This window comes from Brevibacillus sp. 7WMA2 (genome assembly GCF_010748895.1).
Lineage (GTDB): Bacteria > Bacillota > Bacilli > Brevibacillales > Brevibacillaceae > Brevibacillus_B > Brevibacillus_B halotolerans.
In genome coordinates, this window is sequence record NZ_CP048799.1 from 1,313,732 (window position 1) to 1,327,878 (window position 14,147).

At 41.3% G+C, this 14,147-nt stretch carries 13 protein-coding genes; 4 read left to right on the plus strand and 9 right to left on the minus strand.

Annotated features, from left to right (window positions below; all coding sequences use genetic code 11):
• Positions 1-488 precede the first annotated feature (488 nt).
• A complete protein-coding gene (gene xerS, locus GOP56_RS04985) occupies positions 489-1,610 on the plus strand; it encodes a tyrosine recombinase XerS (protein WP_163244717.1) in 1,122 nt (373 codons plus the stop codon).
• A gap of 169 nt (positions 1,611-1,779) precedes the next feature.
• Here the strand turns inward: xerS and abc-f are convergent, their stop codons facing one another.
• The 5 genes from abc-f to GOP56_RS05005 form a co-directional block, all read right to left on the minus strand.
• Positions 1,780-3,831 (minus strand): ribosomal protection-like ABC-F family protein, encoded by a 2,052-nt coding sequence (gene abc-f / locus GOP56_RS04990; protein ID WP_163244719.1) that lies wholly within the window; start codon positions 3,829-3,831, stop codon positions 1,780-1,782.
• 194 nt (positions 3,832-4,025) lie between these two features.
• A complete protein-coding gene (locus GOP56_RS23295) occupies positions 4,026-4,169 on the minus strand; it encodes a hypothetical protein (protein ID WP_003337687.1) in 144 nt (47 codons plus the stop codon).
• A 109-nt stretch (positions 4,170-4,278) separates the two neighbouring features.
• A complete protein-coding gene (locus GOP56_RS04995; RefSeq protein ID WP_163244721.1) occupies positions 4,279-5,076 on the minus strand; it encodes an EcsC family protein in 798 nt (265 codons plus the stop codon).
• A 46-nt stretch (positions 5,077-5,122) separates the two neighbouring features.
• Entirely contained in the window at positions 5,123-6,397 is a 1,275-nt protein-coding gene (locus tag GOP56_RS05000; protein WP_163244724.1) for a M20 family metallo-hydrolase, read from the minus strand.
• A 375-nt stretch (positions 6,398-6,772) separates the two neighbouring features.
• Positions 6,773-7,741, minus strand: a complete 969-nt coding sequence (locus GOP56_RS05005) for a YbgA family protein (RefSeq protein WP_163244726.1) — start codon at positions 7,739-7,741, stop codon at positions 6,773-6,775.
• Positions 7,742-7,916: 175 nt separating this feature from the next.
• On the opposite strand from GOP56_RS05005, the gene GOP56_RS05010 reads away from it, so the two are divergent.
• A complete protein-coding gene (locus GOP56_RS05010; RefSeq protein WP_163244728.1) occupies positions 7,917-8,288 on the plus strand; it encodes a YxeA family protein in 372 nt (123 codons plus the stop codon).
• Positions 8,289-8,444: 156 nt separating this feature from the next.
• Here the strand turns inward: GOP56_RS05010 and GOP56_RS05015 are convergent, their stop codons facing one another.
• A complete protein-coding gene (locus GOP56_RS05015) occupies positions 8,445-9,683 on the minus strand; it encodes an MDR family MFS transporter (protein WP_163244730.1) in 1,239 nt (412 codons plus the stop codon).
• 107 nt (positions 9,684-9,790) lie between these two features.
• The gene (fni, locus tag GOP56_RS05020) at positions 9,791-10,846 is read right to left on the minus strand and encodes a type 2 isopentenyl-diphosphate Delta-isomerase (RefSeq protein ID WP_163244732.1); all 1,056 of its coding nucleotides are present in this window, start codon (positions 10,844-10,846) and stop codon (positions 9,791-9,793) included.
• A 243-nt stretch (positions 10,847-11,089) separates the two neighbouring features.
• On the opposite strand from fni, the gene GOP56_RS05025 reads away from it, so the two are divergent.
• Positions 11,090-11,272 (plus strand): cold-shock protein, encoded by a 183-nt coding sequence (locus GOP56_RS05025; protein WP_003337697.1) that lies wholly within the window; start codon positions 11,090-11,092, stop codon positions 11,270-11,272.
• 139 nt (positions 11,273-11,411) lie between these two features.
• Positions 11,412-11,891: a hypothetical protein gene (locus tag GOP56_RS05030; RefSeq protein WP_003337698.1), complete on the plus strand. Its 480-nt coding sequence runs from the start codon at positions 11,412-11,414 to the stop codon at positions 11,889-11,891.
• Between the two features lie 234 nt (positions 11,892-12,125).
• On the opposite strand, the gene GOP56_RS05035 is transcribed toward GOP56_RS05030, so the two are convergent.
• Both GOP56_RS05035 and GOP56_RS05040 read right to left on the minus strand, forming a co-directional pair.
• The gene (locus tag GOP56_RS05035) at positions 12,126-12,656 is read right to left on the minus strand and encodes a FixH family protein (RefSeq protein ID WP_163246809.1); all 531 of its coding nucleotides are present in this window, start codon (positions 12,654-12,656) and stop codon (positions 12,126-12,128) included.
• Positions 12,657-12,695: 39 nt separating this feature from the next.
• The gene (locus GOP56_RS05040) at positions 12,696-14,102 is read right to left on the minus strand and encodes a PepSY-associated TM helix domain-containing protein (protein ID WP_163244734.1); all 1,407 of its coding nucleotides are present in this window, start codon (positions 14,100-14,102) and stop codon (positions 12,696-12,698) included.
• Between the last annotated feature and the right edge of the window lie 45 nt (positions 14,103-14,147).

Below are 14,147 nucleotides of genomic sequence, written 5' to 3' on the forward strand. Positions count from 1 at the left end.
ACTTTTTATCAGTATGTAGTATATAACATTCATATGAGACACTAAATGTAGTCTTGTCACCTAGCATACAATGTTTCTATCAAAAGAGCAAGATACAAAATGCCTACGAGTTAAAAATACAACTCGACTCATAAATAGACAGAAAAACAAGCTAGATTTCATGCAAAACTGCCTCTTTTATATGTTTTTCCTGCTCATAATTACACTCCTATTCTTGTATAACAGAGCATCAGCTTAGACTGTTACCGCATTCCTAGTAACGTAACTATTACTGGGAAACTCATAACTAGACCTCGACAACCAGGCGTAGCGGCTAACACAATTAACCATATTTAGCTTGTTTCATAAGAACGAATGTTCTATACTTAAGTAAGCTATCTACATCCCTTACAGATATATCATTGTACCAGTATAAAGTCATTTTGATAACATGTTTATATGTATTTATTTTAATAGACGAAGTTGAGCAAAGGATGGTGGTCATTCTCATGTCTATTACAAAACAACGGGATTCCTTGCAACTCCTTGAGAAAATCCCTTCTTTTCCTTGGTTTGTTGAAAAATATGTGGATCACAAAAGATCAAAGCGCGCTTCGGTCTCCACTTTACTCGGCTACCTACGTGATTTTGAGTTCTTTTTTCGTTGGCTAATGGCAGAGGGACTTTCCACCGCCCAGGAAATGAGCGAAATTACACTCGATGAATTAGGGGGACTACGTAAAGAAACCGTCGAAGCCTATCTTCTCTACTTACAGGACTCTCACTTATTTGAGCGTTCGCTGCTATTAACAAAACCCACTAAAAGTGCAAAAAAGGAATACAGTGATTTGACAATATCTCGCAAGCTTTCAAGTTTAAAATCCCTGTTTTACTATTTATCTGCCCTCTCAGAGGATGAACACGGCGAATCTTACTTGAAGCGAAACGTCATGGCAAAAATTGAGTTACATGTAGAAGAGGTTACACCGCTTGCTCGTGCAAACGCTATCCGCTCTAAGATTTTAATAGATGACCAAATCCAAAAGTTTGTCGATTTTGTATATCATGGCTACTTAGATTTTTGTGATACCAAGAAAAAGCTACATTTTCACTATCGAAATCGGGATCGCGATGTAGCCATTATCGCACTAATCCTTTCTGGCGGATTCCGTGTCTCTGAAATTGTTAATTTGAACCTTCAAAATGTGGTCTTGGAAAAAAATCAGGTCTTAATGATTCGAAAAGGCAAAAAAGAGGATGCTCCATTCTTCAGTGATTGGGGTAAGGAATATTTGCTTCGTTATTTGAATACACGCCAAAAGTATCAGCCGCCTGCTCATGAGGACGCTTTATTTCTCACGGTATCGCCTACGAATCCAATCGGACACCGCATCGATCTACGTTCCGTTCAAAAATTAGTAAAAAAATATGGAAGTGCATTCGGAATGCCAGACATCTCTGTACATAAATTACGTCACAGCTTTGCTACCCAATTTTTGCGCTTAAACCCTGATCCTCATCAGCTTCAAGCTCAATTAGGACATTCCAAAATAGATACGACGATGCAATACGCCCATGTACTCGATGATGCGTTGAGTCAAGCAGTCAATCGAACAACCAGTAAATTGTAAGGAAACGCCCTTCTTCGTTACATGGAAATACCTACAACATCAAAGCTACACCCAATCTTATTCGTTACACGATCCTCCCGTTATGCTAAGACATACAAAAAAACAGGCAGCATCCTTCTCATTGAAAGATAGCTGCCTACTCCTATTTACGTACTATGCTGGGTTCAATCTATTCTTCCCCTTGCATGGCGTACCACGTTTCATAGAGCTGTTTGATCTCTTGTTCTTGTGCTTCTAGTTGATTCTGGTAGTGAACTAACTGAACATAGTCATCCTTAGCTTGCTCCATTTCTCGCTGCCACTCCATACATTGCTCCTCTTTTCGAGCGATCTCTGCTTCCAATTGCTGAAGCTTATATGCATTCACTTTAGAAACTTTCGCTTTAGGGAGAGAATTGCATTGTACCAACTTCTCATTCTCTGTTTGATTTGTTTGAAGTACCATATCTACCGTTTCAGTCTGGTCACATCGTCCCTTTTGTTCCCGATCAGTATGACTCTGCGTTTTGTCTTGTATCCCTTTTACAATCCTGTCTTTTTGCTTATCCACTCCTATTGTATGATTGTGAACGAATTGGTGCTTTCTGCGCTTTTCTCTCGCTTCCTCATAAGTTCCTTCATAATGGATTAGACGCTGATTATCAATCCAGCAGACGCCATCTACCATTTTTTGCAAGAAATACCGATCATGAGATACGACGAGAAGTGAACCTTGATAATGAAGCAGGGCCGCCTCTACTGTTTCTCTCGCTTCAATATCTAAATGGTTTGTAGGCTCATCTAGTATAAATAAATTGATGTCTTGATGCATTAACTGTGCCAGCCTTAGTCGCATCCTCTCCCCACCACTGAGCTGACCCACTTTTTTAAAAACTTGCTCTCCATAAAACAAAAAACCTGCCAGAATATGCCGTGCTTGTGCTTCTGTTACAATGGCGATCTCTCGAAACGCATCAATCACACGCCGATTGGGATCTCCTTCTAAAGCCTGTTGTGATAAATAACCGATCTTTACTTGGCTTCCAAGTGCTATCGTACCTGCATCCGGTTCTAGCTCCCCTAAAATCATTTTAAGGAGCGTAGATTTTCCGCTGCCATTGGAACCAAGCAAAGCTTTCCGCTCCCCATATCGCAAAGTAAAATCCGCTTCTTGTAAGAGACACACATTCCCAAAGGATTTCGTCACATCATTCATTCTTATTACGTCTTGACCGCTTCTATCTGCCCTGCGAAAAAACAAATCCATTTTGTCAGCTTCAAGACGCGGACGTTCGATTTTTTCCATACGTTCCAAAGCCTTCTCCATACTTTTGGCTCGGCGATGAAAGGAATCATTGGGAGGATTCGCTTGGTTTCCCCATTCTCTTAGCCGCTTAATTGCTTCTTTCATTTTCTTGATTTTCTTTTGCTGTTCTTGATAATCCGCGAATTGCCGTAGGAGACGCTCCTCCTTTTCCTGTACATATTGACTATAATTCCCTTGATATGTTTGCAACTCTCCACTATCCACTTCCCATATACTTTTGGCCACTGCATCCAAGAAATAACGATCATGAGAAATGAGTAAAATAGTCCCAGGATATTCACGTAAGAATTGCTCTAACCATTCCATTGATTCTACATCCAAATGGTTCGTAGGTTCATCTAGAAGGAGAACATCACTTTTTTCGCATAACATTTTTGCCAAGCCAATCTTGGTTTTTTCTCCCCCACTAAGCAAAGAAAAAGGAGTCTCAAGTAGCGACGAGGACAATCGCAGACCATCTACTACCTTTTGAATCCTCGCTTCCACCATATAACCGTCTAATTGCTCAAAGCTATCCTGCAATTGTTGATAACGAAATAATAACTTTTCCTGTTCCTCAGTTGATAATTTTTGATATTCATCGATATTCGACATAAGCTCTTGGCACGCTTGTATAGATATTTCTATTTCCTGCACCTTAGCAAAGGCACTTTCAATAACATGACGCCCCGTCCACTCCAGCGGATACACAGGTTGTTGTGGTAAATAGGCAAATGTAGCATCCTTCGCTCGAAAAACAGTTCCTGAATCTGGAGAATCCAAGCCTAGTAATAAGTTGCAAAGTGTGCTTTTTCCAGCACCATTTGGGCCTACAATCCCTATTCTTGACATACGGTTCACTTCGCAAGTAATCTCGGTTATTACCATAGTAGCTCCGAATGATTTTGAAAGAGAGTTAGCAGCAAGAACGATCATGATCTCATTTCCTCCTTGGAAATCAGTCCCTCTCATGCGTTACACAAGCGATAGCATACCCCATGAATCATTTCATGCCATTTGGCCCCTACACATTTTTTTGAAAACACAAAAAGCCACAGGCACCTACCACCTGCAGCATCGTTTTTCCTTCTACTAAATCCAATCAGGATTATGAAAAAGTGAAAGAGAGGTTATGTATGCATGGTACGCGTTAAAGGAAACTGTTCGGTTTTATTAGTAGATTGAAAAATGGACAGACTTCTCCCGTTGTTAACGAAATCATGTGTTTGACTGGACATTTCTACCACAAACCACGCTTGAACAGCTCCTGACATGTACCTGCACCTCCTTTAGTAAACTTTTCCATAGTATAACGAACGTTTTATCACTTGTAAAGCTGATTTTCGATGACTTACCTGCTGCTTGATATCATTCTTTCATTGATTATAGCTTCTCGCCGTTTTGTTCTGCTAGTCTCTGTAGGATTCTTCTTTTCTTGTAGAGCATCTGCCCCGTCATTGCTATGTCCGCAATCTGTGTACGATTCGTAAATGCACCAAAAAACATGCCTACGATCGGGATTAGCTGAAATAGCTTCTTCCACGCCATACTATCCATGTATGTCAAGCTCACCTCACGCCAGCCTTGTAGCTGAGCAATGATTTCTTGATGTTTTTCTCCCTCATCAAAGGCGGATAGCTCTGCTAAAATAGCCTTTTTGCCAACAACATCTGCCGAGGTAAATTGCAAACATTTGATGATAAAAATACGCTCCACCTTATCATGCGGATCAAAACCATATGTAAGTGCCATCTCCTGCAATACTTTTAAGGAGAGCCCTATGATAACTGGTATATCTATCGCAAGTGTAAACATACCGCCAAAGCCTGTGGTAGCCCCTTGAAGCATTGCAACATTCGTACGCGATTCCGCTAATTGAAGCGCTACCTGATCCATCTCCTGCAACGATCTCATTTGCACTTGTTCAAGTGTATGTGGTGGGTTGCTAAAACGGCTCCAAACATCTTGATTCCTGATTAGATATTTCCCGCCTGTCTGGATATAGGCCCCCAATTCGTTTAACAAATCACCCACCTTTTCTTTTAAAGACTTCGGGACAGCTCGATCTAAGTATACAAACGGAAGGCGACCTATTTTTTCCCAGAACCATAGATCTTTCTGCTCTTGTTCCCATATCTCAATGCTCCGAAACTGCTGTTGCAATTCCTCTACGCTTTCCATGAATTATGCCCCTTTCACCACTACACCTCTTGTCTCGCATTCATGATTAGGTAGCTAATCGACAAACCGCCTCGTACAGATACTCTACGCCAATACAAATATCTGAAGCATGGGACCACTCGTCAGGATGATGACTAATCCCATCCTTACAACGAACAAATAGCATCCCCATTTGCGTTACCTCAGACAAAATCATCGCATCATGACCTGCCCCACTATGCATCAGCGGCAATTCGTTCTGTCTTCTCAGGCCGATTTGACGAAACATCTGTACAAGTTCAGTCGCAGCATCTGCCTTTTTGATCGCCAGCGTATTCTCTAGCTGATACGTTAGCCCGCGTCGCAAGGATATTTCTGAGAGAAGGGCATCTATATCTGTTAAGATCTGCAACAACCGTGTTTCATCTATATCTCGAATATCAACTGTAAATGAAACAGAACCCGGAATAACATTGCAAGCACCAGGTTCTACCTCAAAAGTACCCACAGTACCCACCGTAGGCTTGCTACGATCAGAGCCACATATTTTTTCTATTCCTAAAATGGCTTCGGCCGCTGCCATGATCGGGTCGTTGCGCATGCTCATCGGTACTGTACCTGCATGACCTGACTTCCCTATTAATTTGATGGTCAATAATTTCACACCCATGATACTGGTAACAATTCCAACCGGCTCGTTCACTGCTTGTAAATATGGACCCTGTTCAATATGTAGCTCTAAATATGCCTTGATCTCCTCAGAATTCCGTATATTTGATGCATCTGTTACAGGAGGAAAGCCACACTGCTGGAGAGCTTCTATTCTAGTTACACCCCGATTATCGCGTCTCACCATATCCTCTGGGATAAGCTTACCGCACATCCCTCTACTCCCAAAAAAACCATCTGAAAAACGAACTCCTTCTTCGTCGCAAAAAGCAACTACTTCAATCGGGTGTTCATGCAAAATATTATTTTCATGTAAAACCTGAACAACCTCTATTCCCCCAATGACTCCAACCGTGCCATCGAATCTACCACCATTAGGAACCGAATCGATATGAGAACCAAGCATTACAACAGGCGCATATGGATTATTTCCTTCTTTCCTTCCAATTACATTCCCGAAGCAATCCTTGCGAACGCACATTCCCGCTTCTTTCATCCAGCCGGAAACCATACGTTGTGCCACCATATCCTCAGCCGTCAATGCTAATCTAGTAACACCCTGTTCCGGTGTCATACCAATCTCACCTAATTGTCGCAACCTACTGTCAATTCTCTGCTCTTTTATCTGTACGTGTAAGTCAGCAACCTGTTTCTGTTTTTTATAACTGTCCATAACACCAAATCTCCTCTATTTAGATGAAATCGTATGCAGTAGTTAGTAATCTATTATTTCATGGAATTGATTTTTTTACTATCCAGAAAAAGGCGAAAAGCCGATTCTCCTTATAGAACAGGAAAACGGCTTTTTGCATTGATATATTGTTTATTCTCTGTACCTACAAAGGCAGGCATGCTATGTTTGCTTGTTCATATGTAATTTCAATAGCAATACCTTCCTTGACATTCTTGGCGGCAGCTTCATTACTTTCATCAAACACCATGGCATATCCTCGGTTTGCTGTCCGTTTATTTGTCAGTGCAAAAATTGTTTGAAATTCCTTATCCTATGGCTTTACCACCTGTTGAGCGCCTTGCAAAAGCATTCTTCCTAATAATCTCGTCCCTTCCCGGAATCCCCCAAATCAATTAACTCCTCAGGATAAGGTTCAAAAAAGCGTTGCTGTAACAAATATTCTTGTTCATATCGAAATACCCACGATTTCAACAGACTGGTCATACTACTCAGCGGCAATTTTCGTTCTCGATACCGATGCAATAAATGCTTAAAGTGATCCTTTTCCCTTGTAGAAAGCCTTGTACTAAAATGGCCCATAATATGTTCACAAACATTAATATTGGAGGTATATCGGGCTGCACGCTTAAACATGTTAGGTAAAAGGGCAGCATACTCGTTCCAGACCTGTTGCTTCTCTTTTTTCTCATGATTTGCAACAATCTTACCTAATTCTTTTGTAAGCTTTTGATTGTATGCCATAAATAAATATTTATTCTCAGCATGAAATTGAATTAGATTTCGGATAGTAGGGTCCGAGCTCAATTGGCGAAAATACGCTAGTGTGAACAGCTTTGTAAAGAAATGCTCTCGAATGGTAAAGTTCTTTAGCCTGCCCTCTTCTTCTATAGCCGCATAAGGAAAATACGTGTTTACCTTCGCACCAAAGAAACCAGGAGCGCTTTCTACAACGGGTGCTTTTTCCCATCCACTATATACTTTGACATCTTTTACACTGCAGCTTGGAGAGCGACTTTTCAGAATAAAACCATCCACTTCTCCTACATTTTGTAAAAAAGCATCGGCAAAACTATTCATCTGCTGACTAAGATCTGCTCGTGTTGAAGGCTGGACGAGCAGATGCTGTTCGCCTTCTTTGATGATTCGAATCGTTTCACGGGGGATACCCAGGCCAATCTCTATTTCGGGACATACAGGTATAAAGGTTACAAAGGGAGTCAAGCTTCGAACGGTTTGATCTGAAAGCACATCTCCATTGTACCGGCACTCTGCAAACTCTAAACATTTACTTACAACAACAATAGGCTTGGTTGTTATCTCCACACTTGCCCCTCCACTTATTGGAAATCTTCTTTATTTTATCCATTTACTTCTACACTATACGAACAGCTCTTTCTTACAGAAGTGTAAGCTGCTTGTAAGCTTGATGCATTTTGTTATATTCATTAACCTAGTAGACTTGTACGCAACACTACTAGGAAAGCTTAGGAGGTATTTTGTGTCTATCAACAAATTTGCAATCATTCTAGCAGCCATTGTAGCTGGTATACTCTTCGTTCTATTTGCCTTGAAAGGTCAATCGGTTATGCTTGATCGCCTCAACCCTATTATTCCAGTCAAGCCTTACTATACGATAGTGCAAACGGACGGTAAAAAACTAAGCGATACACAGTGGGAATATCAATTTGTAGGGTATGATGATGAAGGTCACCAAAATACCTTTATTATGATTGCTTCTAAAAACCTGCGTAAAGGTGCATATTTAGAGGTTTATGCGAAGGGGTTAAATGGAAAAGGCTGGACGGAGATAACTCCAGCGGGCATTCCTGAAAAAGCACAGATAAAATTAAGTTCCCCTCAAGAGTCCTGAGCATATCGTTCACACAATGTAGAAAACTCTTAGAAGCATTTGCTCTATCCGTAATTTTGGTCTCTATCCTAATGATATAAAAACAGGCTGCTTCCTGCCGGGTTCTTCCTAGCACGAAACAGCCTATTTTCGTCATATTCATGTTTCCTTTATTGATTATATTCGATCTCTAAGACTGCCGTATAACGGGCGATCATAACATACATAACAAAGCAGAGGTAATACACAAATAGCAATCATCACGTACAGCATAAAGACTGGTGAAAAGCTTTCGTATAAAAGCCCCCCGATGAATGGACCAATCATCCGCCCGGCAGTCGCAGCGCCACTCACAGCCCCTTGGAATAATCCCTCTTTACCGGTAATCGAAAGCTCTGCCGCCGCGGCTGGCACTGCTGGCCATAAGAGCATTTCTCCTAAAGTCACAATTATCATACCGCACACAAAATGACTATACGCCTGATCAAATGCTAAAACACCCATTCCACAAACAAAGATAAACAATCCACCGATCATTTGAGAACAAAGATTAGATAAATAATGACGTGTGACGTAAGCGCACAACGGCTGGGCTAAAATGATCAATGCTCCGTTAATCGTCCACAATAAACTATATTGAGATAATGAGTATCCTAATTTTGTCATGTAAGAGGATAGATTGGTTGACCATTGCACATAAGGAATCCAGGTTATCGCAAAGCCTAAACACAGAATTAATAAGGATAGACCTGATGGTGTTTTCCAGATAGAGGTCTCATTCTTGGAAGCCTTATTAGTAGCTTTCTCAGTCTTTCTTTGCAGATTTCTAGCAGCAGTCTCTGCCGCAATCTTCTTTAAATCTAGGCCGAAGCCAATAACAGCTAAAAAGATCAAATTAGTTGCACCATTTACTAAAAAAACAAACATAAACGATACACTAGCAACCACTCCACCCAGCGCAGAGCCAACCGCTACACCTAAATTTTGCGACAAATATAACAAGTTAAATGCGCGTCGTCCCCCCTCAGGCCAAATACTTCCGGCCATTGCATTGAGGACCGGGAACACCATGCTATTGCTAAAGCCAAGTACGCCCATCATACAAACATAAAATGGCCATACGCGAAAAAAAGCGAGTGAGGTAACACAGGCAGCCGAGATAAGCACCCCAGCAAAAATGGTTTTTATGCCGCCTATCTTGTCATGCAGAATGCCACCTGCCATACTCCCGATAATTCCCATGCCAGCATGGAGCATCAGGACGAGTCCAGCTACCGTTGCTGGTTTACCCAATATTTGAGTGATATAAATATTATTTAGCGGCCATATAAAAGACATCCCCGTTACATTAATAATGGCCCCAATCGCCAAAATCCATAAGGTTCGAGGATAGGTGGATAACATTTTGGATAACACGGTCGTACTCCCCTCTCATGCTGTCACAATCTGCCGAAACAAGTTAAATGAATACAACCAAATAAAATAACAGAAGACCTCGTCTTGGTCAATTCATTTTTCATCGTTTAACTTCGATTTATTTTTGCTTCAGCCTTTGACAAGAGGCGATCTGTAGCTGACAGACCTTCAATTGTTGCTACACCTATTCCAAACATCGCTGCACGGCACTCAAACTCTACTCGCTCCATAAGTGCTACAACCTCCTCAACTGATGTTGTAGCCGCTTCAAGTAACGCACGACCCAATCCAACCAAATCTGCTCCCAAAGCAATCGCTTTCGCCGCTTCGACTCCGTTATAAATTCCTCCACTTCCGATTAAAGGGAAGAAAGGAAGCTCTTCTCGAATGGTTTGTAAAGAAATAGATGTTGGAATCCCCCAATCTCGAAATGCTTCTGCGGCCATTTGCTTCATGGGTTCATGAGATCGATGCTTTTCCACCTCAATCCAAGAGGTTCCACCTGCTCCTGCTACATCAATAAAGGAAACTCCAGCATCCACAAGCCGTCTAGCTGTTTGTGAATCGATCCCAAAGCCTACTTCTTTTACTCCGATGGGAATTTGACTTGCCTTACAAACCTGCTCAATTTTGGGCAAAAGATGCCTAAAATCCTGATCACCCTCAGGTTGAAAAATCTCCTGCATACTATTTACGTGTAATACCAGTGCATCAGCTTCAACAAGCTCTACACAGCGAAGACATTCCTTTACGGTATAGCCATAATTTAGTTGAACAGCCCCTAGATTTGCGATGATTGGAATAGACGGGGCATATTCTCTGACTTTAAAAGTTCGAGCAAGCTCTTCGCTTTCTAATGCCGCACGTACAGAGCCAAGCCCCATAGCCCAGCCTCTAGCCTCTGCCGCAATCGCAAGCTTGGTATTTATTTGCTGAGCATTCTTCGTCCCACCTGTCATAGAGCTTACAAGGAAAGGGGTTCCCATATGTTTTCCTAAAAAAGTCGTATGTAACGAAACATCAGCAAAATGAATCTCTGGAAGGGCCGCATGTAAAAAATGATATTGCTCTAGACCTGTGGTCAGTCGATTAGATACCTCTTTATGTAAACAAATCTCAATATGCTCTGATTTACGTTTTTCAATCTCTGACGGATACGTCACTAACAATCACCTTCCTGCATGTCATTCTATGTCTAATCCTGCATTGCCATACTCCATTCTACTACTCTAATTCTATCTTGTAAAAAAATAAGCTTCCTGTCAGAAAAAACGTTTTGCCTTGTTGCCTAACTTTTCAACGTAGTAAGACTTGTACTTCTTTCTTCATTTCTGAATAAAAAGACCTCTGGAAGGTTTAGGATAAACAGCATAGAGTTTCGAAATGAAGCTTGGAGGTGTTTTGCAATGTACTATTCTCGCAAACAAGAAGAGCCGGTAGAAGATGTGGAAACCTCAATCTGGGCATGTACCAAAGATGATTGCATCTGCTGGATGAGAGAAAATTTATCCTTTGACGAAATACCGGTTTGTCCGATCTGCAGCTCCTCTATGGTTAAGGATTCTAAAATGCTCCCCCCTATTGCTTAAGCGTTGTTCATGGGAAGCGTGTCTCATCAAAGAGAGGCAGGCTTCCTTTTCTCTATGATTTCATCCACAGGAAGCTTATGGTATACTTTTTCTTGATATGTATAGTATATCTTGAAGATATAGAACCACGGAGGATTGCATGCTAACTTTTGAACAAAAAAAAGCGATTATTGAATCGTTCCCAGAACTAACAAAAAAAGAGGTCTCATTAGGACGCTTAAACTATCATTTTGAGGGAAGTCTACATGACAAAAAGATTGTGGTAAATCACCTTCACCCAAATGGAAATGGCTTTGTCTATGCGGGGCACCTGCCGAAAAAAAAGACTGGCCCAAAAGGTATGGTCAATATCCGCGATTATTCCGAGGAGCAATTGCGCAGCTTAATCGCTGACTCCATCGCGTATCTATCAACAGAACAGGAAGCAAACGACAACACCTTGGATTCAGTCGATCCTATTGAAGAGATTTGGGTAAACCAAAAAGGCGATACGTTACGATTGGTACAGGAGGATGAATTGTTTAACATCTATACAGGAAACAATCTGGAGGATTCCTATAACTCCTATAAAGGTGCCGTAACGTATTTGCAAAGTGAAGACTTTACACGCCAAGAATAGGGTTGAAGACTCTTAATGAAGGACTTGTTCTTCCATTCAACGTCTTGATCAGATTCGATTTTTTTAAGAGCAAAAAAGCTTTCCTTGAAGGATATTTGGAAAGCCTTTTTGCTCTTTACTCTTTACTGTCTTCGCATTTCGTTACATTCATAGCTACGGACATTAATTAACCTGTTTATTCGGCAAACGCCTCTTCAATTGCTTCTATTCGTAAGTACTACCTCAGCATTTGTATCAATGGTGGTGCGAATGATCATGCTGATCTTGATTTCCCTGCTGTCCCTTTTCTTTTTCAAAGTCTTGTAGCTCTTTTTTTGACGGGCTACCCACAAGGACACGCTTAGTAGGAAGTAAGTCTACCCCATGTGCTTTGACATAGGTTTGTACGTAATATACGCCGTCCTCTTGAAAGATTACGTTACTTTCATAGACACCATTCGAATCTTCTTGATGATCTACCTTTCCTTCTCTATGGTTATGGTCTGTTTTTTCTCCCTTTAATACCGCTTTATATTGCTTGCTCTCTTGCTCTTGATTCGCCCTCCAGATTTTTAAATGTACATCTTCTGCATCCGATATGGGCTGGTTATTTTGTGTTAGCTTCACTTGTAGCAAGCTTACTTGCTCTGATTTCACATGTTCAGGAATGGCAACGTCTACATTGATGTTCGCTGGTTTTAGTGTGTTTTCCGCTTGGGTAATCGTTGTAGCAGAACATGCAGGTAATAAAAGGAAGCCACTACTAATGATGCAGATGGTAATCATATTGCGCACGCTTAAACTCTCCTCTCTGCTTGCTGTCAGCTATTCGGAATGCAGATTCTTTGCTATTCCCGTAACCCGAGGGAAAATGAAACGATCAAACAAGAATACTACAATCAGAGAAATTCCTACTAGTGGCATGCAAAGTCCCATAATGACTATCAGGAAGAATATCATTTTTGTTACTTTTGCTTGTTTAGGCTTCGAGGGTGCCCCCCATTTCCCTTCAGGCTTGCGTTTCCACCACATGATAAAGGAACTAACCACAATTCCGATCAATCCTAGACAGCCCACTAAACCAATGAATTGATTTGCCACACCAAATAATCGCCCTTCATGTAATGCAATGCCTAACGTAATTCCTTTGGCCAACAAGCCATAGTCACTATAACGAACCTCGCTTAAAACCATTCCCGTATATTGATCAATATGCAGGGTTGCTTCCTGCCCTGGTATTGAATGTGCTGTTGTTAACGTGTATACACCCTTTTCACCTTGAGGCAATGAAATGGTGTATGGTTTTGTTATCTTCTGTTGCTCGGCCACCCACACAATATCCTCTAGTGACAACGGTATATATTGATTATGCAAGGATTGCGGTACTGGCAAATTTTCTGTAGCCCAAGGGACATCCTTTGCTACGTCCTTTGTTTTCACTATAGATTCAGGCTTCTCCCCAAAGCTGAATGCATAGGAAGGATAACCAGTCTTCGTAGAGGTAGCAAGCTGATTGATCCCTTCCCCCATTACACCTGACCAAGGAAGTCCAGTAACAATGAGCATAAGAATTAGAATCGATAGCCAAAAGGCTGGAACGGCATGCAAGTCTCGCCAAAACAGCCTCCCCTTCTTATGAATACGCGGTAGAATCGTCCCCCATATTGATGCTTTATTTCTCGGCCACCACAGATACAACCCTGTTACCAATAAGATCACTGCCCAGCATGCCGCCAACTCCACTATCCGATTGGCAATCGTTCCACCGACAATTAGCTCAGTATGCAGCTTTTTGATTATTTCCATAAACGTTTCATCAGCTTGAAGCGTCCCTTGTATCTCTCCTCGATAGGGATCAATAAAAATACTGGTCATCTGATTATTTCCCATTGTCATTACTTCGGTAGTCCTTGCAGGATCATCATACAGTGTTAAAGAGGTGATATGCTGATCGGGATACTGCTCTTTAATGATTGCCGCTTGCTTAGAAACAGATAACGCCTGTTTCCCCACTTCTTGCACCTGATACAAATGTTGGTATAAATATGCTTCTATTTGCGGCTTAAATAAATAAATGGCCCCACTACATGCTAAAATAATTAAAAAGGGAGAAAAAAGAATACCTGCATAAAAATGCCATCTCCACACCATTTGATAAAGCCCCGTAGATTTATGATTTTTTGTTCTAAGAGTCCCCTGTGATACTGATTGTTCTAACGTGCTATGGTTCATGTTCGTTACTCCTTTAGGTTTCCTTGTAACAACAAGGACTTCCAG

Excerpts from the sequence above, each read along its gene's own strand:
- xerS (WP_163244717.1), top strand. The coding sequence starts at position 489 with ATGTCTATTACAAAACAACGGGATTCCTTGCAACTCCTTGAGAAAATC.
- abc-f (WP_163244719.1), bottom strand. The coding sequence starts at position 3,831 with ATGATCGTTCTTGCTGCTAACTCTCTTTCAAAATCATTCGGAGCTACT.
- GOP56_RS23295 (WP_003337687.1), bottom strand. The coding sequence starts at position 4,169 with ATGTCAGGAGCTGTTCAAGCGTGGTTTGTGGTAGAAATGTCCAGTCAA.
- GOP56_RS04995 (WP_163244721.1), bottom strand. The coding sequence starts at position 5,076 with ATGGAAAGCGTAGAGGAATTGCAACAGCAGTTTCGGAGCATTGAGATA.
- GOP56_RS05000 (WP_163244724.1), bottom strand. The coding sequence starts at position 6,397 with ATGGACAGTTATAAAAAACAGAAACAGGTTGCTGACTTACACGTACAG.
- GOP56_RS05025 (WP_003337697.1), top strand. The coding sequence starts at position 11,090 with ATGTACTATTCTCGCAAACAAGAAGAGCCGGTAGAAGATGTGGAAACC.
- GOP56_RS05030 (WP_003337698.1), top strand. The coding sequence starts at position 11,412 with ATGCTAACTTTTGAACAAAAAAAAGCGATTATTGAATCGTTCCCAGAA.
- GOP56_RS05035 (WP_163246809.1), bottom strand. The coding sequence starts at position 12,656 with ATGATTACCATCTGCATCATTAGTAGTGGCTTCCTTTTATTACCTGCA.
- GOP56_RS05040 (WP_163244734.1), bottom strand. The coding sequence starts at position 14,102 with ATGAACCATAGCACGTTAGAACAATCAGTATCACAGGGGACTCTTAGA.